Origin of the sequence: Wolbachia endosymbiont (group B) of Horisme vitalbata (assembly GCF_964028625.1) — a bacterium.
GTDB lineage: Bacteria > Pseudomonadota > Alphaproteobacteria > Rickettsiales > Anaplasmataceae > Wolbachia.
In genome coordinates this window covers 499,137-525,763 of record NZ_OZ034797.1, presented here as the reverse complement: position 1 = coordinate 525,763, position 26,627 = coordinate 499,137, and the positions used below count along the sequence as shown (strand labels likewise).

Sequence of the window (26,627 nt, the reverse complement as noted above, 5' to 3'; positions counted from 1 at the left end):
GTATTTTGTTACAACCAACTATGCAGAATTTTTTTCTCCATAGGAATATGCTTCATAAGCCATTCATGATTAATGTTGTCAAAGCATCCTTTGATATCACCTTCAAGTATCCATTGTAGTTGATTACGACTTGCCAGTAACAAATGACAAGCTACTGTAGCATCTGCACAGGATCTTTTAGGTCTAAAGCCATAGGAGTGACGATCACTGATCGTTTCAGCTATCGGTTCCAGAGCAAACAGATATAATGCTTGCATGGCTCTATCTTTTATCGTGGGTATTCCAAGAGGTCTTCTTTTGCCATTAGATTTACTGATATAAATCCGTTTTAGCGGAGAAGGTTTATATCCTCTTTGCTTTAACTGCTTTATTCCTTGAAATTTAGCATTGCAAGTTGACCATAGTTGACGATCTACACCTGCTGTGGTTTTTCCTTGGTTTTCAGTTACTCTCTTAACAGCCAAAGCTTTTCCGCTAAAAGAGCGTGTGAGAAGATGTTGTAAAGCTTTTACCTTACCCCATCTTCCTTCTTGGACAGCCTTAACAATACGTCTTTGTAGCCTCACAATAACTTTCTGGCATTTCTTCCATGGCAATTGCTTCCATGCTTCAAAGCTTTCGGTAGATGCACTTACGGGTTTACTTGTAATCATCTGCTTTCCTACCTTAAGTGGTTAACAAAGTTTCTTGTCACGAGGGACCAAATGGAAGTCTGCTCGTTTTCACGCGAATTAATGTTACAAATTCTATCCATTTCGTTACAAAATGGCATTCGCTTTCTCCATTCTCCTTTACCTGCACTTCCATCAGCATTCCTTGCGGTTTGCTTGCCATGTAGGCGAAAATACAGGCTTACCCTGTTTCTCCAGTCATACAACAGTGGGTTAGGTGGCTTCTCTATACCGGTGGAGTTATTATTTGCGTACATCTAGAAATGAAAAATGTAACTTATCCACATTACCTTTTGGTCAGAGCTTATCAGCATCTTTAGCTCTTTCATCGTATCGGTACTTATAAAGCTTCACTTACGTTCACCATACCACTAGCCTAGCCCTCCAACCACATGATGCTTGCAGTTTATGCCCCTCTCACGATTGAGCATCTTCTTTTTCAAGAGGAGGTTCATTGTCCGCATCGCTTGGCACCAACCGGTTGCCCGATTCGCACTGATGCGTAGACTCAGACGGCAAAACATCTGGTTTAATAAGTTTTAGAATCCTTTCAGTTTCTTTCTGAATGAATTCCTCTCCTTTTAAACAATATGACCGAAGACTTTCAGGTCGCACCATTTCAAGTATGTATCAAATATAAATTCCTGAACTTGATCACGTTTTTTTATCTTATTAAGTTCAGTACAAATTTCCTTTATTGCACTTTCATCAAAAAAATTGGGTTGGAGTTTACTAGTGTCAATATTATACTGCTCAATTTTTTCAGCACCGAATTCATGTTCAAACTCTTTTTTAAAGGTACCTCCTGTAAAATAACTTCCACTGTGACTCTCAAAAAGATCCATAATTTCAACCTTATTTTCAAATCTTCTTTGGCTGAAACATACTTCATCAGCAACCTCACAACGAAATGTCTTCGTTACTAATTGCTTCATTACACTATCTTCATAAATATTTGCATTACTTTGCATTAGCCTTTGAATTGAATGTACATCATGGTCGCTCGCAAATAATTCTTTAAACCTTTCATGAAAGGCATAATCATCAAATTTTACGGGAGTTAAGTAAGCTAAAGCAACGGACCAAAATAAGCAACTGCCATCTCCTGGTATATCAACTTCTTCATATGAAATAAGCGGTTGCAGTATCTTAGCGATATCTTTTCTGTTATTATCTTTAGCAATATCTATAGGAGTCTTTCCCTCTCCATTTACAACATCAACTTGTGCTCCTATCTTTAGCAAAAACCTAACAATTTTTAATTCTCCCACACGAACAGCAATATGTATCGGTGTATCATTATATTGATTCACCTGAAAATTAACGTTTAGACTCGGATATGCTTCAAAAAAACTTTTTAGCTTTTCAAGCTTTCTATCTTCTATAAGATTAGAACCCTCTAGAATACTAGTAAATTCTTTCTGTATTTCACTTATTAATAGTGTCTCGCTCAAGATTGGCTCAAAATGAAAATCTCCTTTATTTATTATATGTATAGTATCTTTTTCATTATAATCTGTACTTACAAATTTGGATCCTAATCCATCAATAAGAGACCCTGGGCATTCATATATGGGAAGATATTCAATAACATGCAGCTTAACATTATATTCATTACAAATCATGCTTCCCTCAATTTTAGGTCTGCCACATATAGGAACCTGCAACGTATTTCCATACTTTAAATCAGTTAATGATGAAGCCACTTCTTTATTGTCCTTCTGCATTCTTTCTATATCTTCATTACTGTATTCTATACCAACCAAATAAGTCTTCCATAATTCATCATCATCAATACCAGGCCCTGGAGGTATTACTGTAGAATCTTCACGGTTTCTAGCATCGGCTATAATCTTTTCTTTCATTTCTTGACTAATTAAAGCTTGCTTCCTACAAATTTCTCTCAAAGATTTCACAGTAAAGTTCATTTCAGGTTTTAATTGCTTAAGTCCTTGTACAACCGCGTGAAAGAAACCATCCCCTCCTCCAACTGCTTTCCCTATTGTAAAACCTTCTGGCAGCTGTAATATTTGCTGACTACTAGATGACAATGTGTCTTCTTTCTGCGTTCTTATTAACCTAGATTGATTATCTGTTACTTGTTCCTTTGTATTTTCTTTACCTAACATAAAGCCCCCTATATTTTAATATTCATATTTGAATTGTTTGGTCGTAAACCTCTTTTCTGAAGATTGGTTTTGACATCTAATTCATTTGATTCTTATGCAGCTGTACCAAACCAATTTGCTGTAGAAACTTTACGGTAATCCTAAGTAACTTTGATTACAGTGCGCCTTTCTTTTGATTTCTTACTAAACTAGATATATTCTTAAAAAAGCCAGGATTGCTTTCTGAATGATGTACATAATACAATTCATCTAACACCCCATGTACTCTTTACATTGAATTACATTATAGCTAAAAAGATCTAGCAGAGCAAGAACTTTTTAGCATTTTATTTTAGTTTGTATTTTTAAAACTAAAGCCAGTACTTGCAAAAACACTTCTGTTTTTTTACTGCAATGTACTCTTTCTATTTTTAAGTACTAATTCAACTTTACATATTACTCAAAACTGAAACAATACAGCCATTTCCGATAACTAAAATCAGCAAGCGTGATAACTGTTTGTTTTGGGATGAGTTGGTTTACCACGCAACCTATGCGAACTTTCCTTTATAGTAATTTTAATACAACACGAAACTAGCTATTTTAGCCTACTTTCACCAAATTTATATACGAACTAATTTGCTCAAGCTTATGGAAATAATTTAAATCTTCTATTTTTATAACCTTATTTTTACGCAACGTGTTCTCACAAATATATGACCTTTTTTGCAATTTCAGAAGACTCAACCACTATCGGCTGAGAGCCGAAAGGTTGGATATAGCGCTGGAAGCGCGGTGAGAAGCTAAAGCTACTCCAATCTTATACTAGATATAGAATGAGGCTGATGTGCATCTGTATGTTTATTGATGTACTCATTAATGACTTCATCTGTGATATGTCCGCTGGTAGCACTAAAGTATCCTCTTCCCCAAAAACGCTTTCCCCAGTACATTTTATTTAGCTCTGGAAATTCTTGTTGAACTTTGCGTGAAGACCTGCCTTTGGCTCTTTGAACAAAATCACTCACAGCTATATGAGGAGGTATTACTACGAATAAATGTAAATGATCTGATGATATTACTCCGTTTTCTATCTTAATCCCCATTTCTTCAGATACTTCTGCTATGATTGTTCGTATTCTCTCCTTCATAGCCTTAGTTAATACTCTGTACCGATATTTTGTAATCCAGACTATATGGTACCTATGATAAAATACAGTGTGTTTTCCTTTGTCATATTCCGTCATAACTATACTTTATAAAGTACAGTTATGACATTGACAAACTAAAGTTTCTCCACCTAGAAGGTGGAGGCTTGTACCATCTTATGGAAAGTCAATAATTCAATTCCTTATAACACTAATTAGTATGGTCTTTTCATTAAATTTATCCTCTCAAAAAGACTGTGCTTTATTCACCTGCTTTAATGGTATTATAATATTTTACACCTAAACCTACTCTATAAAAATTCACAATACGAATTAGTAAATAGATTATATTCAAATTGATTGTATTTATGATATATAGCGCATACAATATATTACTTGTTTATTTTAGTAGGGGGTATAGGTATGTTTAGTTTAAAGCAGGTAGTACAATATAATTTATTTGGTAGTAACGACCTTGAAGGCAATTCATCTTGTGAATTTGAAGATTTTCCTGAAGAGGTATTTGAGATTAGCAATGAAGAAAATCAAGCAATAGATAGTTTGAAAAGTAAAATAGAAAATCTACAACAAGAAAATTTTGATCTTAAAAAAAATGTAGAGTTACAAAAACACTATAAGAAAAGAGTAGAAGAGTATTACGAAGAAGTAAGTGAACTTACCAGAGAAATGCAAACCCTAGAAGGGAAAATTAAAAGGCTTGAAGTTGAATTACAAAGAAGGACGAGAAATTTAACTGAAAATGATCAAGACATCGAACAGCTAAAACAGAAAGTAGAAATATTATTATTAGAAACTCAGAACAAAAGTGATATAATTAAGAACTTAAATAATCAATTAAAAGAGGCAAAGAATGAAATTCAGTTAACAGACAAAATAAATGAAGAATTACAGCAAAAACTGGTTTTGACTGAAGATGAGTTAAATAGAGTAAGAAAAGAAAGTACAGTGCTGATAAACAGTATAGAGGATTTGAAAGGTGATTATGAAAATCAGATATTAGAAAAAGAGAAGGAGCTTAATGATGTAAGAGATCAATTTTGTATTTATTTATCAGAGTATAAAGAACTATTTGCAGAATTCAATAGACTGCAGAAGGAAAACGAAAGTTTAAAACAGAAAAATTTCTATATTAGTAATGAAGTGTCTCTTGCAGATGAAATAAACAAAGAAAACGTAAGAGAAGAAATAGCAAAGCTTCAGTTTGTACCTGAAGTGAAAATTAAACATATTATTGATAATAATGACCAAGAATCAACCTTACCAGATAGAGAAGCAGAAAATTATCGAACAAGTGAAGATAAAAACCTTGAAAATACTGATTTCGAGATTGGAGTATGGAATGAAGCTGACGATGAAAGTAGCGATGACCAGAAATCAACCTGGCTATATGGAAAAACAGAAAATTGCCGAACAAGTGAAGATGAAAACCTTGAAAATAATGATTTCCCAATTGAAGTATGGAACGAAACGGATAGTGAAAGTGACGATGACAACAATGTTAGCCCTTGCCCTGATTATGATGAAAGTTTTGGTAGGCGTTACAGTCAACTATTCTATGATGAAGCCATAATTCATAAAGAAAAAGATACTTTTGTTTTAATTCGTCAAAAAGATTCTTTTTCTTTAGCGAAAGTAAAACCGAATACAAGAGAAGAAGAAAAGTATGAAAGTATTTGGCAAAAAATAAATAAGATCCATGATTATCTGGACATTTTAGGTTACTCTGGTAGCGAAGAAGATTATGAGGAGTGCGAAAAAGAACTTGATAAAGTTATAAACGAAGCACTGAAACAAGGAATAATGTTCACTTTTCCATATAAATCTGATATGTCCTTGATAGATCGTATAGCTGACACATTCCCAAAGCTATATTTATCTGCTGACACTACTCGAATTTATGAGTTTTTACACAAGAAAAAAATATTTCAGATAATATCAGAAGGTGCATCTTTAAACAGATTTAGCGATGAAGAGCATGGAGATGTAGTAAACGTAATTTGTTCAGATAAAGATACCTTAGGTCAGCGAAAAGCAAACCTTTCAAAGCTGAAGGAGTTAGCACTTGAAAGTATTATAAGTAAAAGTGAGCAAATTGATAAACATGACTTTGAACTAGAAATAGATAATGGATATTTTTGTATAGATTACCCACAAAATAGTACTATTGAAGTTGCAAAGATATTCAATAATCAAAAAGCTAAAGATTTAAATCTAAATATTGGTATAGTTCAAGTTGGAAAAAGTATAATTAGAGTTGAAAACATAGAAGGAAGGAGAAATTATACAGACATCTCAGGAGATATCATTGAAATGTCTTTTACCACTGAAGTAGGAGAGATCAGTATTCATCTATGTCCTAATGAGAAAGATAGTAATAAAATAGAGGTGAGGCTTGTCGATGAAGTAAGATTTAACAAATTAGAGAATAAATCAAGTTTAGGGCTAAATTGTCTATTAGGGGGGAAAAGTGTTTTAACAGCTATAGAATATGGGTATTTTAAAAGAAATAGCAGCGTATTTGAAGAGTTAGATAAGGCTATTAAACAGTCAGATTATACAATAGAAAATCCATCTAGCTTTCTAGAGGGGGTTAATAAAAATCAACTACTCAAAGTAAATGCAAGGGGATATGGTCCAGGATTATGATAATACAAATTATCTGCATTATACTAAAATGTAAAAACAAGAGGAGCGAAGATGCTTTTTAATTTAGAGCCAGGCAGTGTTGGTTATAGTGATAAACATAGGATTGGAACTATCAAAATAAATGATAAAGAAAGAAGGAACTATAGCCCTTCTCATAATAGTCCAAAAAGAGTAAGATATGGATTTATAGTAGTGAAGGTAAGGATGCCAGTAGCATATAGTTATGACTTAAGGAAAAGGGTAATGGAAACGTTGGAGGTGGTGTAACAAGCTTTTTGCCTACCATTTGTCTATTAAGCTTGGGAGTGTTAAATAAACCATACGCGTCAAGTTAAGGAACTGTGGTAATAAACTTAGTGTAAGGAAGAGAAAAAAAAGATATAAGTTCTCTTAAATCTAACAAAGAAAACGGAGAACTTATACAATGAAAAGAATAGTTTGCATCTCAAAAAAGCTCAAAGAATTTTTTAATGAAAAAGCAGATAAAATCTCAGCTACAACAGGGTTCATAAAAAGAAAGAGGAAGCTAAAAGGCTCGTCGTTCATAAAAGCCATCGTTTTGGGTAATATAGGGGTTGATAATTGTAGTATAGAGACAGTGTGTCAATTATTGAATGAAGACTCGATAAATATAACAAAACAAGGTCTGGACTTTAGATTTACCAAGGAAGCAGTGGAATTTATGAAAAGAATGTATAATGAATCTTTAACGTTACTTAAAAATACCTTACAAGTTGATTGCAGAATCTTGAAGCACTTTGGAGGTGTTAAATTATTAGACAGCAGCTACATTAGCTTACCTAACAGTATGGAAGAAATGTATAAAGGTTATGGTACCAGCTACAGTGGTTATGAAAGCAATACTAAGTCTGGAATAAAGTTACAATTAGTTTTTGACTACCTAAACCAGACATTAGACCAGCTTAATATAACTGAGGGAATAAGGTCAGATCAGGGTTATAGAAGCCATTTAAGCAATATATCGAACAACGATTTACTAATATCTGATTTGGGTTATTTTGTGCCAAGTTCTTTTAAACAAATCAATGAAATAGGAGCTTATTTCATAAGTCGTTATAAATCCGATACTAACATATATGATATAGAGACAGGTCAAAAAATAGATTTACTAGAACATTTGGGAGATCGATCTTTTCTAGAACAGGAGGTATTGTTAGGAAAAGAGACAAGGGTTAAAGTAAGAATTATATTTAAAAAACTAACTGAAGAACAAGCTATGGCTAGAAGAAGAAAGGCTAATAGGTTAGCAAGATCACATGGATACACATCTTCTCAAAGGAACCAAAAGTTACTAAATTGGTCGATATTTATAACTAATGTTCCAAAAAGTAAGATTAATGCTGAGCAAATACTAGTAGTTTACCGAATAAGATGGCAAATTGAATTATTGTTCAAATTATATAAGAGTAATATAAGGCTTGATAAGCTGAGAGGAAAGCCATACAGAGTATTATGTGAGCTATATGCCAAATTGTGTGCAATTCTTATATTTCATGGAATAGTGGGTTGCACAGAACTGAAAAAAAATACGGAGCTTAGCTTAACAAAGGCATTTATTGAGCTAAAAAGACGGGTTAGAGAGTTATTTTTAGCACTAAATAATAAAATTAAAGGCTTAAATATTTTTCTCAAAAAGCTTACCATAACTTGGTCGCAGTTTTCATTAAAAGACAAGTACAGAAAAACTAGAGTATCCACCTTAACTTCTCTAAATTTGCTCACAATCTCTTAACTTGACGCGTATGGTTAAATAAACCATACGCGTCAAGTTAAGGAAAAGTGGTATAAGGAAGAAAGGAAACGAAAAAAAACTATTTTATATATTAAGTAATAAAGTTATTAATTTATAGATTCTTCTGAAAAAATCATCTTCTTCTAGATAAGAACTCCCTAAAAAAATAAATGTAACAAATAAAATGCCCATCTCAAATGTTGCTATATTTCACGATATTTCCTTAACTTGACGCGTATGGTTAAATAAACTGTGTCAAACCGAGAAGTAAAGTAATAAATTGATAAAAAAATGGAGGTTTGACAATGAGTCAAGCAAACACAACTACCGGTTTGGTAGACTATAAAGAATTAGAAACAAATATCTTATCATCTATACGAGAAGGAAGACCATTGACAGGAAGAGATGGAGCATTAACACCATTTATAAAAAAACTGCTAGAGGGAAGGCGAGATAGAAAACCATTTGTCGGCTGAAAGCGAAGAAAACAACCGAAGAAATTCAAAGACTTTACGGACAAGTATTTGAACTATTGACACCAAGAGATAGAGAAGGAAGTTTCGAGCCACAAGTAGTCAGAAAAAGGCAAACAACCGAACTTGAAGCAAAGGTTTTAAGTACATATGCCAGTGGCATGGGATATAGCATCGCATGTAGAAGAAATATAAAATATCTGCAGCAGAGATATCAAGTATTACTGACAAATTGTTACCGGTAATCAACGAATGGCGCAGTCGTCCGCTGCAATCTGTATATCCAATAGTGTTCATGGTTTTTTAAGGTCAAGGAGATTGTGTAAGCAAATGTATGTATAACATATTAGCAAAATGGCAGAAAAGAAGTTTTGGGTTTTTATTTGGCTGAAAGTGAAGTTCTGGTTGGGAGTACTATAGCCCTTCCCATAATAGTCCAAAAAGGTCATAAGAAAGAAGAATCGACAGCATGACGAAAAGATTTGAATAATTGATAATGCCTTTTTTACCACTTTCCTTTCAGATAAGTGTACTTCATCTATTGTACCAAAATACACTTCATCTCTTATCAGACGGTGCTGTTTATCCAAGTATATTATCTGAACAGCTTCTTTTGCTGAAAAGCCTATATTTACCCTTACATACTCTATCAGCTTTTCTTGGCTATCCATTACAGGTCCTCTCTTTAATCCTTCTCTTAGTGCTCTTTTATAAGCTTCTTTAACACATTCAATTGCTGCGGCTGCATGTTCGGTCATTCCTTTTTAAAACTCCTTTTTCTAGTTTCACATCTTCCTTCTATCATTTTCAGATCATCGATTTCTCGCCCTAAAATTTCTCCTATTCCTGGGCAATTATCCATTATAGTTTTAGTAACATCTTGTGCTTGCTTTCTGTCGTGAACTGCTCCTAGAAGTACTGCCACTATTTCGCGATCAAATAGAGCACTTCCTCCTCCACTTTGTAATACTTTCTCTATTTCTTCTGTAAGTTTTTTACCATTATTCATAAAATATACTCCTCGTTAATAACAAATTGTTTTTAATTATTTACTGCTGTTTTTTATCAGCATTGGCGTAGAGCCATAGCTTTCGAGTGAAGTCAAATCAATTTTTCAATCTTTTTTACTTATTTTTTCATGAATAAGTAAAGATATTAATATATATTTGTTTTCAAGTTATGTAAAAAGGTTGTTGTTAATCAATTATTCTAGAAATAACATCAGTAGAAAAACCTAACTGAAGTAAATTATTTGTAACTTTCATTTCCTCTACTTTATCAATCTTCTCTTTGTAAATTTGCTTTCTTTGCAAGAAAAATTCTACCCATATATTTAGCTCATCTCGTGATTCCTGATTGTCAATTTTTCTATATTCTCTTGCCAAACTTAATAATTCACTTTCTCCTTCGCAATCACTTTCTTTGTACTCCTTTATTAGATCTTCAGCATCTACTGACAATTCTCTTGCTATCTCCCACAACCTTTCACTTAAAAGAGTAACGTTACCTTGTTCATAGTGATGTATCTGTGAGGGCCCTACATTAAGCTTTTTTGCTAATTCTTCTTGTGTATATCCTCTTATTATTCTCCACTTCTTGATCTCTTGTCCTCCGTTTGGCTCGTATCTCTCTTTATCAGCATATTCCTCAGTTGATAAGCCCGTTGCTCGATAGATAACCTCAGCCTGCCTTAACTAGATTCCTTGCAATTCTTATTCTTGCTGCTTTTACATTACTTTCTTCTTCAGCTCGGACAGATTTGGTTAACATATAAATTGCTTTGCGTCCTCCTGTTTTTTCTATGAAATTATACATTTCCTGGGTCTTAGCTTTATCAAAACAACTGTTTTCTTTTAGTACTTTTTGTCTTGGAAAGAGATTTCTAATAGGGATTGATAACGACTCTGCTAGGATTTTTAGCCTTCCAATTGGAATGCCACATGCTCCTTGCTCATATCTTAGCAGTGTATGATAGTTTATGCCTGCCTTGTCTGCTAAGTTTTTCAGGGTATATTTTTGTTTTAACCTCCAGCTCCTTACTTTTTGTGCTATCTGGTACCTTATCGAGGTATTTGTCATAAATATTATACAGGTTAATACTACCAAATAAAGATATACAAAATGTTTGCATTTTAGTTGAATATTTCTTCAGAATTGTGTATAATTATTAATGCTTTTTAACTTACTTTCTCATGGCTCTTTCGAAGTTTCTTGACGCACGCAACGATTATACATTGAAAAGAATATTTGGCACCGAGAAGAATAAAGATATCCTCATTCATTTCTTGAACGATATTTTAGGCTTTACTGGCTTAGCGGCTATTCACGATGTTGAATTCTTAGCTACCATTTTAGACCCTGAAGTTGCCGCTAAAAAGCAGAGTATTGTTGATGTTCTTTGTAAGGACTCTCAAGGTTCCAGATACATCATAGAGATGGTGCGACCTGAAAGTCTTCGGTCATATTGTTTAAAAGGAGAGGAATTCATTCAGAAAGAAACTGAAAGGATTCTAAAACTTATTAAACCAGATGTTTTGCCGTCTGAGTCTACGCATCAGTGCGAATCGGGCAACCGGTTGGTGCCAAGCGATGCGGACAATGAACCTCCTCTTGAAAAAGAAGATGCTCAATCGTGAGAGGGGCATAAACTGCAAGCATCATGTGGTTGGAGGGCTAGGCTAGTGGTATGGTGAACGTAAGTGAAGCTTTATAAGTACCGATACGATGAAAGAGCTAAAGATGCTGATAAGCTCTGACCAAAAGGTAATGTGGATAAGTTACATTTTTCATTTCTAGATGTACGCAAATAATAACTCCACCGGTATAGAGAAGCCACCTAACCCACTGTTGTATGACTGGAGAAACAGGGTAAGCCTGTATTTTCGCCTACATGGCAAGCAAACCGCAAGGAATGCTGATGGAAGTGCAGGTAAAGGAGAATGGAGAAAGCGAATGCCATTTTGTAACGAAATGGATAGAATTTGTAACATTAATTCGCGTGAAAACGAGCAGACTTCCATTTGGTCCCTCGTGACAAGAAACTTTGTTAACCACTTAAGGTAGGAAAGCAGATGATTACAAGTAAACCCGTAAGTGCATCTACCGAAAGCTTTGAAGCATGGAAGCAATTGCCATGGAAGAAATGCCAGAAAGTTATTGTGAGGCTACAAAGACGTATTGTTAAGGCTGTCCAAGAAGGAAGATGGGGTAAGGTAAAAGCTTTACAACATCTTCTCACACGCTCTTTTAGCGGAAAAGCTTTGGCTGTTAAGAGAGTAACTGAAAACCAAGGAAAAACCACAGCAGGTGTAGATCGTCAACTATGGTCAACTTGCAATGCTAAATTTCAAGGAATAAAGCAGTTAAAGCAAAGAGGATATAAACCTTCTCCGCTAAAACGGATTTATATCAGTAAATCTAATGGCAAAAGAAGACCTCTTGGAATACCCACGATAAAAGATAGAGCCATGCAAGCATTATATCTGTTTGCTCTGGAACCGATAGCTGAAACGATCAGTGATCGTCACTCCTATGGCTTTAGACCTAAAAGATCCTGTGCAGATGCTACAGTAGCTTGTCATTTGTTACTGGCAAGTCGTAATCAACTACAATGGATACTTGAAGGTGATATCAAAGGATGCTTTGACAACATTAATCATGAATGGCTTATGAAGCATATTCCTATGGAGAAAAAAATTCTGCATAGTTGGTTAAAAGCTGGCTTCCTAGAATCAAAAACTCTGTATCCCACAACTGCAGGTACCCCGCAAGGTGGTATAATTTCTCCAATACTAGCCAATTTAGCCTTAAACGGACTTGAAAAGTTATTGGAAAGTCGATTTGGTAAACTCGGCAGTAGAAAAAGAAACAAAATCAGAAGTGGAGTGAATGTAATCAGATACGCAGACGACTTTATTATTTCAGGTTTCACACATGAAGTACTGGAAAAGGAAGTTAAGCCTTTAGTATCATCTTTTCTTCATGAGCGAGGTTTAATTCTGTCAGAAGAGAAGACAAAGATTACATCTATCACAACAGGGTTTGACTTTCTTGGTTGTAATGTACGTAGATATAATAAGAAGTTAATTATTAAACCTTCGAAAGAAAGTATTAAAAGACTTCTTAATAAAGCACGTACATTGATAAAAGCAAATATAGCGAACACTCAGGCTATAGTAATTAAGTCACTCAACTCTCTACTGAGAGGATGGGGAAATTACTATCACCATGTGTGTGCTAAAAAAGCGTTTAGAAAGATCGACAATGAAATTTGGCATAGTTTATGGAAATGGGCAAAGAAAAGACATCCTCGTAAAGGATTACGTTGGATAAAGAATCGTTACTTCAAAGTAATGGGTCAACGCCAATGGGTTTTTGCTGCACCCATATGCAAGAACAAACCAAAAGAGATACGGTATTTAAGACTGCTTAAGCTGATTGATATACCTATCAGACGACATGTTAAAATCAGAGCGGATGCAAATCCCCTTGACTTAAAATGGAAAAAGTATTTTGATGAGAGAGTGAAACGAACAAGAATGTTAGCAAGCTCTTTCTCAAGAGAAGGTTCTCTACTGTTGGTGTCACCATTAAGAATGATGTTTCCTGAGGAATCATGAAGGACAAGCCGGTTCTAGAAAAGAAGAACTTAGATAAGGGGCTCAAGCGTAGTGTGGGGAAACCTGCATGCTGCGTTTCTAAGGGAGGGGGTAGTAGTAATACTGCTTCCTTACCTGACCAGGTCGCTAAAACTAAGGGCTTTGAAAAACGTGCTCAATACTATGCTGCTAAAGCCTATTCAAGACAGGCTGATAAAGGCGATCAATATCATGACCTTAAGGAAATTATCTTTATTGCTATAGCAGACTGTATTTTATTTCCTGATAAGTCTGAGTACAAATCAAAGCATACTATTCGCGATGAAGATACTAATGAGCATGATCTAAAAGATTTTTACTTTATATTTATTGAGTTACCTAAATTTCCAAAAACCAAAGAAGATCAGCTTTCAAGTATAGTTGAAAAATGGGTCTACTTCTTTAGATATGCAGATGAAACTAGTGAAGAAGAGCTAGAGAGAATAATAGGAAGTGATCTAATAATTGAAAGAGCATATGAAGAACTAAATAGGTTCAACTGGTCAGAAAAAAATTTATAGCCTACGAACAAGAGATCAAACGTATTCGTGATGAACAGGCTGTCCTTGCTCAAAAGCTCGATGATGCTAAACATGAAGGCATCCAAATTGGAGAAGAGAAGGGCAAGAAAGAAGGCATCCAAATCGGCCATGAAAAAGGTAGAGCTGAAGGTAAGGAAGAGGGTATAGCAGAGGGTGAACAACAGACTAAAATAGCTGTGGCCAAAAACTCACTCAAGGCCGGTGTCTCTATAGATGTTATCGCTCAAATTACCGGTCTCTCTCATTCTGAAATTTTACAACTCAAGGAAAAAACATAATTATTCACTTCAACATTTATGAAAACCTTCTCTAAGTTCGACATATCACCTAATTAAGAATCTGGTGAACTATCTAAAACAGCTATGAAGATTGCACAAAGAATTATATAAATTACTATCATAACGTTACCCAAACTTCTATATCAAAACTACGTGCTGTAAGTTCAATATGGAAAATACATTAATCACTTAGCATTTAATGTCTACTTCATCCATTTTAGCATTAAGACTATCAAACTTGCTACTGGTTGTTTCCCTAATTATTTTGGCTACCTTCACTTTAAATTTCCCACTACTTGGCATATTAACTCTTATATTATAACCTACCTATTGAGATTACCTACAAGCTTGGTTACTCCTATCTCAGAAAGACAAGTTGATACTTTGTCCTTTGAATGGCCTTGAACGGAAGCATTACTTAAATAACTTTGAGGCTCTAAATTCATTTGCTTTGCACCATCAACTTCTAATCTACCATCTCTGTTGTGTAATATCCGTTGTATTGATCGATTTAGTACAACATTTAGCCTGCTATTAAACTCTACCATAAACTTGTCAAACTTCTTCGAACTTAACTTACCAGGACATCCTGCTTCTCTACTAGGACATGCTTTCTCTAAATACGAACTTAAAACTCCTGAGATCTCATCAAATTTACCACTCATGATTTTTCCTGTAACTTCTTTCTGTATTTCCACAAAATCAATATTTAATCGATGCATTGATACACCACTTTTTAATCCAGCTTGCTCTATTACTTTCTTAAATACCTCTGTAATATTGAGTGCATAGCCCTGTGCTTCTAGTTGAGATATAGACTGATCTGCTGTAGAAATATACTTTTGACCCGTGACGTTTCTAACCAGCACATCAAGTAACATTATTGCACCATTTACATCCATCTTTGCATCAATTTGTGAGATTGGACTTTTAGTACCTGATACTACTTCAGGCAACTCAGAAGCTAATAACCCACTCACAGAGCTTTTTACCCAACCAAATAAATCATTTATCCATGAAGATGGTCTTGTGCTACTACTTGCTGCTATTCCAGGTTGATTACTTGAATCTACAGAAAGGAATTTATGTGATGAGTGATTATGATTGCGATTGTGATCCCCGTGGTGATGACGGCGTCTGCGTTGCACAGGTTTTTCTCCTTTTTCATTGAGTTTTTTCTCTAAATATTCTGCAATACTACTATCTCTAGCAATATCTAGCGGTGCCTTGCCGTAATCACCTCTAGCATCAAGATTAGCATGAGCATCGACAAGAACTTTTACTATATCAAGACTGTTGGTATCAGCAGCATAATGTAAAGGTGTCCAATTGTCTTTGTCTTCAGCGTTAACGTTTGCACCACGATTAAGAAGCAATTTGACCACATTTAGTCTTTCATTTAACACAGCTCCATGCAAAGGAGTTGCTTGATATTCCCCATTTTTAGTTTCAATATTAGCACCATTATCAAGAAGGAATTTTATTCTATCTAAATCACCGATTTCAGCAGCTGAATACAGTAGTGTACTGCCATCTTTGTCTTTGGTATCAATATTAGCACCTTGAGCAATAAGACCTCTAACTTTATTAAAATCACTATTTCCTATTGCGCTTAATAACTGTTTATCTAGGATTAATTGTGTTTGTTGTAAGTACTGTACAAGATTATTATGTCCCTTATCTCTAGCAATATCTAGTGGTGTGTTGCCACTACTATCTTTAGTACTAATATTAGCTCCATTATTTATAAGATGCTGCAATGTATCTAAATGACCACCCCAAGAAGCCAAGTGTAGTGGCGTCTCACCATTTTTATCAGCCTCATTAATACTTGCTCCTCTCATGAGAAAAAGTTGTATAACCTCTTCATCACTGCTCTCAGCAGTAGTGTATGTAGAACCTCTACCATATACATCTTGAATATCCTTGTGATTATTCATAACAGCAAAGTGAATAGGAGTCCTGCCAAGTATATCCTTAGCATTCACATTAGCTTCCTTATCAACTAAAAACTTAGCAATATCTGAATGACCTTTCAATGCAGCCCAGTGTAGTAATGTGCAGCCATATTTATCAGTCGCATTAACACTCACATCTTTACTAACAAGAAACTCTACTGTACCTAAATTACCACTCCAAGTATAATAAAACCCACCATGCGTTCTGTCGTCAATATCTTTCGCAATAAGATCACTAATTGTCTTTAGATCTTTTTCATTTTTTACAGTAAGTAACAATTCTTTATCTAAGTGTGCTTGCATAAAAACTTGCCTCATTGTATCAGAATTAGTATAACGTTCCTCATCTTCAGGAGTTCTACCACTGTTATCTTTAACATCAATATCAGCACCTTTACTTATAAGATACTTCACCATACCTAAATGATGAACAGAACATGAAGCATAATGTAGAGGGGTTTTACCATCTTTATCTTTAGCATTAACGTTAGCACCTCGATTTACAAGGCCTTGAACTTCATTAAAATCACTATCTTTTACTGCAGCCAGTAATTGCTCATTTAATTGAGCTTGTTTTAAGTATTTTACGATGCTATCATTCTTTCGGTCGATGGCGATATCTAGCGGTGTCTTACCATCCTTATCTTTAGCTTTGATATCTGCTCCCTTACTTGCAAGATACCCCACTACATCCAGATGGCCGCCACCAGAAGCCATGTGCAATGCTGTCTGCCCATCACTATCTTTTAGATTAACATCAACTTCCCCTTCATCTACAAAATACTTTACCACATCTAGCTTACCATTGTAAGCAGCATAGTGCAGGGGAACTCTACCGCCATTATCTTTAATTTCTAAGCTATTTTTTGCATCTGCTACAAAATATTTTACTATATCCAGATTACCACCATAAGCAGCAGAATGCATAACAGTCATCCCATTACTATACTTAGCATTCAAGCTAGCCCCTTGACTTACAAGATCTCTAACTTCATCAAAATTACCATATTGTGCTGCAATAAGTAATTCTTGATTTAGCTGCACTTGTTTTAAATAGTCTACAACATCGCTGCGCTCTTGATGAGTAGCAATATCTAGTAATGTTTTACCACCTTTGTCTTGAGTATAAACGTCAGCTCCCTTTTCTACAAGGTACTTTACTACACCCAAGTGACCATTCCAAGAAGCACAGTATAGTGGTGTTCGACCATATCTATCAACATCATCGATGCTCATTCCCTTGCTGAGAAAAAATTCTATAATGTTTGTATTATTATTTTCAGCAGCAACATGTATAGGTTTCCTGCCAAAAATGTTCTCAACGTTAATATTAGCACCCTTTTCTATTAAAAAGTTAGCGACTTCTAAGTAGCCTCTCCATGCAGCAAAATGTAGCGGTGTCCAACCATTATTATCAGACTCATTAATATCAACGCCTTTCCCAATAAGGTACTTTAGTATATCCAAATTACCACTATAAGAAGCATCACATATAGAGGGGCGACAACGATGATCTTTACCCTCTAAACTAACGCCATTTTCAACAAGGTATTTAAATATACCAAAGTGACCTTTTAATACAGCATTGCGTGCAGGGGTATTACCATCTCTGTCTTCAGTATTAACATTAGCTCCTCGATTGACAGAATCTCTTACTTTGCTCATATCTCCAACTTTTACAGCATCTAGCAATTCTTGATCTAATTCTCCCTTAGCATTACTAACAATATCTCTAACTTTTCTTACATTAGACCCACAATCTTCTATCTTCCATACACCTTGCATAACCTTGCCCCCTGGAATCCAAGTAAATACTCTTCTCCTATCTTTGTCATATTTAGCATAATCAGCAGCATACAAATACTCATTATGCTTAACATTCCTTATATTACATTTATCACCGTTAGGCTCAATCTTCCACACACCTTGTGTAACCTGTTCACCTGGAATCCAAGTAAATGCCATTCGTCTATCATTATCATAATTAAAATAGTTACTAGCAGCATACAAAGTTTCATTAAATGCAACATTCACTATATAAAAGTTGTCACCATCAGGTTTAATATTCCACCTAAACTTATCATTTTTTTCATTCTTTGGAGTCCAAGTAAATGCCATTCGTCTGTCGGTATCATAATTGAAACATTTGTTAGCAGCATATAAATATTCACCTTGATAAATATTCTTAATACATACTTTCGATGAAAATACTGCATTCCTTACTGATTCTGGCAATCTGCTTTTTAGTTTCTCAAGGTTAGATCTTTCTTCTTGATGAACATCAGGATAGTTCTTCATCTCGATTGCTTCTTTAACATAGTAAGCTAACTTAAATACTGCACTATTATTTAAATCATTATTTCTTTGCATTGCGTTAAATACAGCCACATAACCCAATATACGCTGACTAACATCATTATGGCTTTCTACACAACTTAATATTTTTTTCGTATCTACTTTCCTATATACGTCATTTATAACTCCCTTAATTGTATTATTAAACAACCTTTGATCGAAATTATAAATGTCATTAGCAAGTGTATTAACCGAACCATAACGATCATGTAACATACCATCCTTTAGCTTCTCTTTTACTACATTTTTTATTGAATATTTTAACTTTTCTACAAAAAACTCTGCCCATCTTTTTACGTTAGGCACGGTTTCTGCTTGATTAATAATCTCCTTCTTTAAAACCTTAACCGTTTCCATCATCTTATATGGATCGTTGTTTCTATCCTCAATACTTGTTGCATCCTTACTAAGGAAGAATTTGACCACATCTAAATTACCATTGCAACCAGCTATACGAAGAGGTGTTCTACTATCTTTATCTTCAGCTTTATCTTTAATATCATAACCTTTATCGATAAGGAACTCAGCTATATTTAATTTACCCTCCTGAGCAGCTAAGTGCAGAGGAAGGGCGTCCTTATTTTCAACACTAAAATCCTTTCTATCAAAAAGAACTTTTACTACATCCAACCTACCTCCTTGAATAGCCATATTTAAAGGTGTTAATTCATGCTCATTTCCAATATCTATACTTTTAATCTTTTTTATCAAATCCTCAGCTTTACTATTATTTCTTTGCAATGTTGCATTAAATACCTGCTCTTTTAATAAATCTACTGTTTCCTTATAAAAATCCTCTATAATATCTTCTGAATTACAAGTAGAGACTATGCATTTCAAATTAGAAACCATCGTATCATTAAAAGCAAACATCATTTCCCTTGCTGGTTGATAGGTATTCCAATTTTCTACTTTTGCTAAGGTATTATTCTTATGTGATAACACTAAACTATCATCAGCAATCTCTGTATCAAAATCCAATATAGACTTATCTCTAAAGTCAACTAAACCAACATCATTCTTATTAGTAGGTTGATTATGATAAATTTGTAATCCTTGTTCCTCTGGTTGATAGTATCTGAAAGAGCTAGGATTGATCTCTAGATGCTCAAGCCTTAAGTTTGTACTATCAATTTTATAAAGCTCATTGTTTATTCGTAATACAATTTGTTGATTCTCTGGATTTTGAAAATAATCAACTAAACCAATGGATAAAGACCATTTAGTACCTACACTATCAAATATTGTAATATCTTGTATCTTTAAACTATCCTCTGTAAGGTCAGAGATTGATTTGCCATAACATTCATTTATATAATCCCTTTTACCTTCTTCTATGCTTATACCATCAACATCTGTTACACTTAACTCAGCAAAATCAATGATACTATAAGGTATGTTTTGATAAGACACCACTTTGTTTTTTATTTTTAAATTGAGCCTTATTGGCGACAATGAAGTTTTGCTATTTAATGTATCTGGTAGTTTGATAATATACTGGTGTTGCCCTTTCTCTCCTTCTATTGTAATGTCCTGATAGTAATTACACAGCATCAGATAGTCATCATAACCATAGTTCCGTCCACCATTAAGGTATTTCTGATAACTACTTGTAACGTCAGAGCTACTATAGCTAAAATCAACAATGACTTGACCTGAGTACATGCCAGCAATTATCACTTTTTCACTAGGTACTCCCATATGGTTTTTAATAACTTCTACTTGAGATACTGGTATGTCAAAATTATTGTTATTGACAATATCTTTTGCAATTTGGTAAGTATCAAGTAATTGTTGGTCTAGAATACTTGCTTGTATAAATGCTTTTAACTTTTTTGCACTATTTTGTATTACCTCTCTACTAATATCACTTCCTGAACTTTTCAGCTCTTGATATCTAATATCTTCTATTGTATCAGACAAAGACTTATCCTGTATTGCAACAGACTCTGTTATTCCATTGCTATTTACTTGAATTACTAGATTTTTAAAATCATTGATTTTAGTACTTGAAACAATACTTTGTGTATTATTAGCTAAAACATCTAAGCTATAGCCGACCTTTTCTATATCTTCACTTATTCCCCACTGTGTGATATTAGCAACTTGAACCTTTATTATGTCAATATTTCCTTTTATTTTTCCTGTACTGCCCAAATCACTTACTATCTTAGCATTATCACTATCTTCATTAACAACAAATATTGTTTGTTTTAATCCCCTGTTATGCACATTTTCTTTGTTAACTACTCTAACTTCATAATCTTTGTCTGTGCAGTTAAATGAATTCTGCCAGACTTCTGCATTTTTTACATTAATCAATCTTGTTTTACAGTGAGTAGTAATATTTTGCTTGCTGTCAGAATTAGACACATAGTTATATGTGTTAACCAATCTTATGTTATTACTATTACCATAACGTATAGTTCTACCATGCAAATTTGCAACGACATTATTAGCCTTAACATTCATTACTAGAGTATTTTCTTTTCCTGGTCCACCTTCAAGAGTACCAGACGTATAGTCATTAATAATAAAAATAGTTTCATTATTTTTTGAGCCAACATAACGTATATTACTACCCTCTGGAATATGCATTACTGCTGGATAATTTGCTGCTGCTGTTAATGTTTTAGGTCCTGAAATATATAATACTGATCCTCTAGGAAATGTTTGCTTTTTTGTATTACTATGCTCTTTTCTTGTTGGATTAGTAAAGATAAAAGGTCCGCCTGAGAGAGTAAAGCTCTCTTGACAATTTCTATAAATTTTGCCACTGTTACATGGAGCGAACGCATCGTCACCTGTGTGCTTTGTATTGATTGTTTTGCTGCATTGAGATTTTTGTATCGGATTTGTTAATGGTGCATCTACAATTCTTAAGCCAAGATTTTCATACTCGTATTTTGTTAGATGAGGGATATGTTTTGCATCCGTATTAACAACATAAACTTTCTTTTCTTCAATCTCTTGATAGCATTGAGGACTATTCTTTATACCACAGATAAACCTTTCCCAACCTTCACTCATAACCAAAGTATAAGGTGTCATAGTCAATATCTTAGAGATATCAATAGAAGACAAATCTCTTTTTACACTAGAGGCTATATTGATCTTGTCAAAAGAGATATCTTTATATTTTTTTTCTAAATCACATGTCCACTTCATCTGCGTCGCACACTCAGGACCATACGGTGATGGCATAATACATATAGCCTGTGCACCCATATTTTTAATCACCTCACTATATTTCTCTTCAATGGAGATTACGTATTGTACAACCGCATCTATGTCATAATTGTCATTTAACAGTTTAATAGCTGCTTCTTTTACGTAAGTTAAATAACCTTTTATTCTAATTGTGTCTTCATATTCTTTTTCTACATCTCTTCCTGTAAAAAACTTGATTACCCCTGCAAAAAATACTTCCGCTTGTTCACCACCAGGTAATAGAGGTACTTGTTCTGCTATTGCTTTTGTATACTCTATTCTCTCATGAACTTCTACACCAATTGTTATTAATACATCAGCAACCATAGTAACTACTGCTACCCTACCTAAAACTTTACCTGCAGCAGATAACCCTCTTAAAATCTTAGTAGTAGCACTTACACTTTTTACTGTAAAGCTAACACTTGCACTTATAGGCCTTATGCTCATACTTGCTAGTTTTACACCACTACTAGCTGTCCAATAATAATTTAATGGATGATGATTACCTTGAGCTATTTCATTTATACTATACCCAAATTGATAAGCAATAGTTGCAAATGTAATACTTTGAACTATGGGGTTACTGATAATCTTAACAAACGTTTGACGTACAGGTTGTGGTACTTTACTAATCAATTTTCCTACTTTACTATTAGAAGAAATACTTACACTCGTCCTAACATCATCCATAGCATCTAGTATACCATTGATACCAAATACTTGCTTTAAAGCATTATTATCATGTCGTCCAAGTGTTGCTGTATCACCTATACTATCAAGCAAGTCATATATAGCCATCATGGAAAAAAACTTTCCACCTTTTGCTCCTTTTATTTTCGCTGAATCAAATTTATCACGATCAAATGCAATTCCTTTTTCTTGAAGGCTGCTTTCTACATTACTAATATAATCTGCAAAAACTTTTTCACCAAGATCATCAAAATGATTTTTAAACGTATCAAAAGTATCTTCCCTAACACCTTTTGCTAGCAAGTTCTGTTTAATTTCCTCTACAATATTAGAGTAATCTTGATTAGTTTGAACATCACCTATATCTTCAATGTATTTTTTATTCTCTAACAACTGCTTATCATTTGATAGTTGATGTAATTTATTATGAATTTTCTCTCTTTCTGCATCTGTAGTAAAATTTTTAATTATATCATCGAATTTTACTTCATAGCCATCGATGCTTAAATAATACTCAATATTTTGTCCTTTTATTTTTTCTTTTATAACGCGATCCTTATCTCTGCCTACTTTTACTAAGATCTCAATACCATCACTATAATCATCTACAAAATATCTTTCTGCATTCTTCATTTCTATAATATCACCTATTATCAATTTTTTATCATTACCATTGTTATCTTTTACTTTTACATCAGTCCTATCAGCATTGCCTATCATATCAAACACTTGCTCACGACCTATATCTACAATTTCATTAGTTAAATCCTTAGCATTATCAATATCAAATAGCTCTTTAACACGTTGCTTTTTTTCTTCCTTTGTAATCTTTTCTTCATCAAACGAATCTATGCAGGCCATACTTACACTTCTTTCTCTTCTTGGCTTTTTACTTGGTGGATACTCCGGCGATGAAGATTTTCTTTTAGAACACTGCCCTACAGTAGGCAACATATGATGTGAACTATGAACTACTCCAACAGGAATAAATCCTTCCTTGGTTGTCCTACTTGTTAAAATAAGTTTATTCGGATTATTAGATCCTTTATCGAAAACAACACCGATAAATTTTACCTCATCACCATCTGTAAGTGTTTTATAGGTAACACCTTCTTTGTACTCTTCATTTATTTGATCATTTGCTTCCCTCAATAAAGCTTGAGCCCCTTTACCCTGCCTTGATGCCTTAAGTTCTAACCCTATTGGAGTGTACTCCTCAGCATTTCCACCTTGAGCCACAAACTTAATACCATGAACTAGCATGTCAATACGTTCCCCTCTACCAGTTTGAAACTCAGTTAAAACTAATGCTCTAGTTTCTGGTGATTCCTGTAATTTTAAGTCACTATAATAACTAAACACTCCATTCAATATTCCCTGGAAATGAGCTTCTTTATTAACGAGACTCTTAAAAGGAAAGATTCCTTCTCCAATTTTTTCTAATAATCTACTATATCCTCTTATTGATAAGGATTGGATATCTAGTGCTTTATCAAATGTTTCTTTTAACTCATTAGGATAAGTAACTTCTTTAAAAGTACCTTGAAATCTATTATCTCCGTTGTTGTACTCTTGTAAAGAATTGTATTTTTCAGTCCAAATAGTAAGATATCTTTTAAAATCTGACTTGTACCTAGTATCAAAATTAAGATTTAATTCGATTATTTCCCTATTCCCTATTTCTCTATTTAATCTATCAAGAGGGAGCACTTCATCCAGCCCGTTCAGAACATCCTTTCTGTTAGCTTCAACAATATTTATTACATAAACCAACTTCTCTGTATTTTCTGGAATGAGCACCATTGTCACAACTGCATGACTCGCATCAAGATTAGCTGACAATCTCTCCCTGGCTCTTTCAGCTGCTAAACGTCCAGACCCACGAAGATTAGGACGTACCTCGGTAGGTATATTGTCTCCATAGATAAAAATGTATTTTTTAAAACCAGTTTTTAAATCTTCAACTCTATTTAGCAATAGTGATTGCCCTAGTAAAAATCTACTAAAATAATGTTTATCTCCCTTCTCAGGTGTACCAGGAAACGTATGATAAATACGTTCTAGATTATCTTTCACCTGTCCCTTTAATTCTATTGTTCCAATCCTTTGCGTATCCCAGTCATCAGCAGATTTTAGCATATCTTGAAAAAGAGGAATTATTTCTTCCCCACGATTTGATACTTTAATATCAGAGATAGGAGATGGATTATCAAGATTGACACCAACACATAAAATGTCATCTGCAGTGGTTAGAACTCGCTGAATATTTGGTTGAAAGCCTTGTGCATACTTTTCTGCTTGCTGCAAAGCCTTATCTGGAGTAGCATTAGAACCTGCTCCCGCTTTTAATTCAATAATAATGGGAATAGAATCCAATGCACGATCAGGACCACGAGCTAGCAGGATAATATCTGCATAACCCCTTCCTGCAAATTGCTCTGGGTAGACTCTAAAATTATACCTGTAGTGGAAATTCATGAAAACGCCTACCGCAAACCCATGATGTGCTGCTTCACGTGCTCTGCTAGCATAGATTAGTGAGTCTGCATATTCGGAGTGAATTGTGTAAATCTTATCAAGAATTCTCCTTAAAGATGCTTTAACTGTTCGCTGATTGGAAATAGCTAGCTTCGCTATATCGACTTCGGGATCCCTCCATAACCCTTTTCTCACTTTTTTAAATTGAACTTCAGAATTATGTTCTATGTCTACTCCTTTATCTTTCACATCAACAACTATTTCTCCCTGATGACCGGCATCTTTAATGATTTTTATTGATTTAACTTTAATTTTATCTAGGTTATTTTCGATAAGAGAGTAAAGCTTGCCTAATACCTCCTTCAATTCACCTTGATCAAACTCTTGAGTGTAAGAATGAGAACCACTTTCTGATATAACAAATAATTTTACTTTATCGATCACATCTTTTTGACTCTTCATTTCACCATTTTTTATAATAGCTACCTTCAAAGTCTTTGCACCGTCAAAGCTAAAATAAATCTCCTTGATGTCTAGCTTTTTTGCCATCTCTGTATCCAACAAAGTAGAAAAACTACCTAGGAAGAAGTGTGTAAAAAACCCTGCTTTTTCTACAGAGTGTAAATAAGATGGAATCTGATCCACAAATGACTGAAATCTCGGTTCAAAAGATTTAAAATCCTCATCTTGCCGGCTTATACCAACTTCTTTATCTGCTTCCTCTATCAATAACTGTATTAACTCAAAGTCTTGTGGTCTTACTTTACCCATGACTCTTTTTAAGCCTTTTGCAAGCTCTTTATCATTATCAATAATATTCCTTTCAAGACCAAAATTATAATGGTTTCGTTTACCTGGTGCACCAACATGAAATAATTGTATTTGAATATCCCCATTACCATATTGAGTCTCAACTTCACCAGAAACACTAATCGTTGCGCTAAGCATTCCACTCATTGCTCTTATTTCAGGTTCACCTCCCCAAGTATCAGGGTTCCTCATGTTTTCCAAGTAACGCTCAAAATCACCTTCAACAAAATCTCTGAACTCATTTCTATAAGAACTTATGTGATCAACTACTCGATTACGAAATAAGTTTCTTACTAAATTTGCAAATGTATCATCATAATTCGCAGCACCTAAATTCCGAACCAAACCTCTAATATGATCTAAATTTTGGGTTACAGTTCCATCATTTCCAAATAGTACTTCATACCTTTGTCGAAATAAAGCATCGTCGTTTCTGACGGGTATTAAGTAAGCCATAGTAACAGACCAAAACAAGCAACTACCGTCTCCTGGAACATCGATTCTCTTAATCTGACTTCCACTTTCGGAATCAACATCAGATCTCCGATAACGCTTAAGTTGAGAAAATTCTCTAGCTTGCTCTATATATTGCACTTCATCCGATAATTCAGTAATCTTTGAATTAACATCTTCTTTTTTTAGATGATCTGTTGGATATTGTATCTTGAACACAAACCCCCTTCATTATATTATACTAAACCCACTATACCAAGCTTATTGTATAACCATCAGAGATATCAATAATAAAAGCTATTTTTGCCTACATGCTGACTTGTGTATATAACATTTGTATTACAATGCAACATCTTTTTGACAGAAGCTAAAGTAGTAACAAGAAACCACCAC

The 26,627-nt window shown here is 34.2% G+C and carries 11 protein-coding genes and 5 pseudogenes; 7 read left to right on the top strand and 9 right to left on the bottom strand.

All coding sequences use genetic code 11. From position 1 onward, the window contains the following. Positions 1–11 precede the first annotated feature (11 nt). From ABWU56_RS02570 to tnpA, 4 genes and pseudogenes are all read right to left on the bottom strand, one after another. Positions 12–653: pseudogene (locus ABWU56_RS02570) on the bottom strand (reverse transcriptase N-terminal domain-containing protein); the annotation flags it as partial. Between the two features lie 435 nt (positions 654–1,088). Beyond that, positions 1,089–1,286 (bottom strand): hypothetical protein, encoded by a 198-nt coding sequence (locus ABWU56_RS02565; RefSeq protein WP_230609272.1) that lies wholly within the window; start codon positions 1,284–1,286, stop codon positions 1,089–1,091. Beyond that, entirely contained in the window at positions 1,253–2,800 is a 1,548-nt protein-coding gene (locus ABWU56_RS02560) for an ankyrin repeat domain-containing protein (RefSeq protein WP_353281778.1), read from the bottom strand. The genes ABWU56_RS02565 and ABWU56_RS02560 overlap by 34 nt, the downstream gene beginning before the upstream one ends. Before the next feature lie 788 nt (positions 2,801–3,588). Then, positions 3,589–4,026: an IS200/IS605 family transposase gene (tnpA, locus tag ABWU56_RS02555; RefSeq protein WP_006279552.1), complete on the bottom strand. Its 438-nt coding sequence runs from the start codon at positions 4,024–4,026 to the stop codon at positions 3,589–3,591. Between the two features lie 324 nt (positions 4,027–4,350). On the opposite strand from tnpA, the gene ABWU56_RS02550 reads away from it, so the two are divergent. The 4 genes and pseudogenes from ABWU56_RS02550 to ABWU56_RS02535 form a co-directional block, all read left to right on the top strand. Further along, positions 4,351–6,594, top strand: coding sequence for a hypothetical protein (locus ABWU56_RS02550; RefSeq protein WP_064085298.1), 2,244 nt, complete (start codon positions 4,351–4,353; stop codon positions 6,592–6,594). Positions 6,595–6,645: 51 nt separating this feature from the next. Beyond that, positions 6,646–6,861, top strand: coding sequence for a hypothetical protein (locus tag ABWU56_RS02545; RefSeq protein ID WP_265015153.1), 216 nt, complete (start codon positions 6,646–6,648; stop codon positions 6,859–6,861). Positions 6,862–7,018: 157 nt separating this feature from the next. Continuing rightward, a complete protein-coding gene (locus tag ABWU56_RS02540; protein ID WP_353281094.1) occupies positions 7,019–8,347 on the top strand; it encodes an IS4-like element ISWosp7 family transposase in 1,329 nt (442 codons plus the stop codon). A 305-nt stretch (positions 8,348–8,652) separates the two neighbouring features. Then, positions 8,653–9,218 (top strand): annotated as a pseudogene (locus ABWU56_RS02535) (transposase); the annotation flags it as partial. Between the two features lie 153 nt (positions 9,219–9,371). Here the strand turns inward: ABWU56_RS02535 and ABWU56_RS02530 are convergent. The 4 genes and pseudogenes from ABWU56_RS02530 to ABWU56_RS02515 all read right to left on the bottom strand — a co-directional run. Further along, positions 9,372–9,491, bottom strand: a pseudogene (locus tag ABWU56_RS02530) (DNA repair protein RadC); the annotation flags it as partial. Between the two features lie 83 nt (positions 9,492–9,574). Then, a complete protein-coding gene (locus ABWU56_RS02525) occupies positions 9,575–9,829 on the bottom strand; it encodes a hypothetical protein (protein ID WP_353281777.1) in 255 nt (84 codons plus the stop codon). 187 nt (positions 9,830–10,016) lie between these two features. Further along, on the bottom strand, positions 10,017–10,403 hold the full coding sequence (locus ABWU56_RS02520; RefSeq protein WP_353281954.1) for a helix-turn-helix domain-containing protein: 387 nt from the start codon (positions 10,401–10,403) through the stop codon (positions 10,017–10,019). A gap of 97 nt (positions 10,404–10,500) precedes the next feature. Next, a complete protein-coding gene (locus tag ABWU56_RS02515) occupies positions 10,501–10,899 on the bottom strand; it encodes a helix-turn-helix domain-containing protein (protein WP_353281775.1) in 399 nt (132 codons plus the stop codon). A gap of 113 nt (positions 10,900–11,012) precedes the next feature. Between ABWU56_RS02515 and ABWU56_RS02510 the strand changes: the two are divergent. The 3 genes and pseudogenes from ABWU56_RS02510 to ABWU56_RS02500 all read left to right on the top strand — a co-directional run. Then, positions 11,013–11,258, top strand: a pseudogene (locus ABWU56_RS02510) (PD-(D/E)XK nuclease family transposase); the annotation flags it as partial. A gap of 633 nt (positions 11,259–11,891) precedes the next feature. Further along, a complete protein-coding gene (gene ltrA, locus ABWU56_RS02505; RefSeq protein ID WP_149168704.1) occupies positions 11,892–13,439 on the top strand; it encodes a group II intron reverse transcriptase/maturase in 1,548 nt (515 codons plus the stop codon). After that, a pseudogene (locus tag ABWU56_RS02500) lies at positions 13,436–14,277 on the top strand (Rpn family recombination-promoting nuclease/putative transposase). Before ltrA ends, ABWU56_RS02500 begins: the two are co-directional and overlap by 4 nt. Before the next feature lie 323 nt (positions 14,278–14,600). Here the strand turns inward: ABWU56_RS02500 and ABWU56_RS02495 are convergent. Further along, the gene (locus ABWU56_RS02495; RefSeq protein WP_353281774.1) at positions 14,601–26,453 is read right to left on the bottom strand and encodes an ankyrin repeat domain-containing protein; all 11,853 of its coding nucleotides are present in this window, start codon (positions 26,451–26,453) and stop codon (positions 14,601–14,603) included. Positions 26,454–26,627 lie beyond the last annotated feature (174 nt).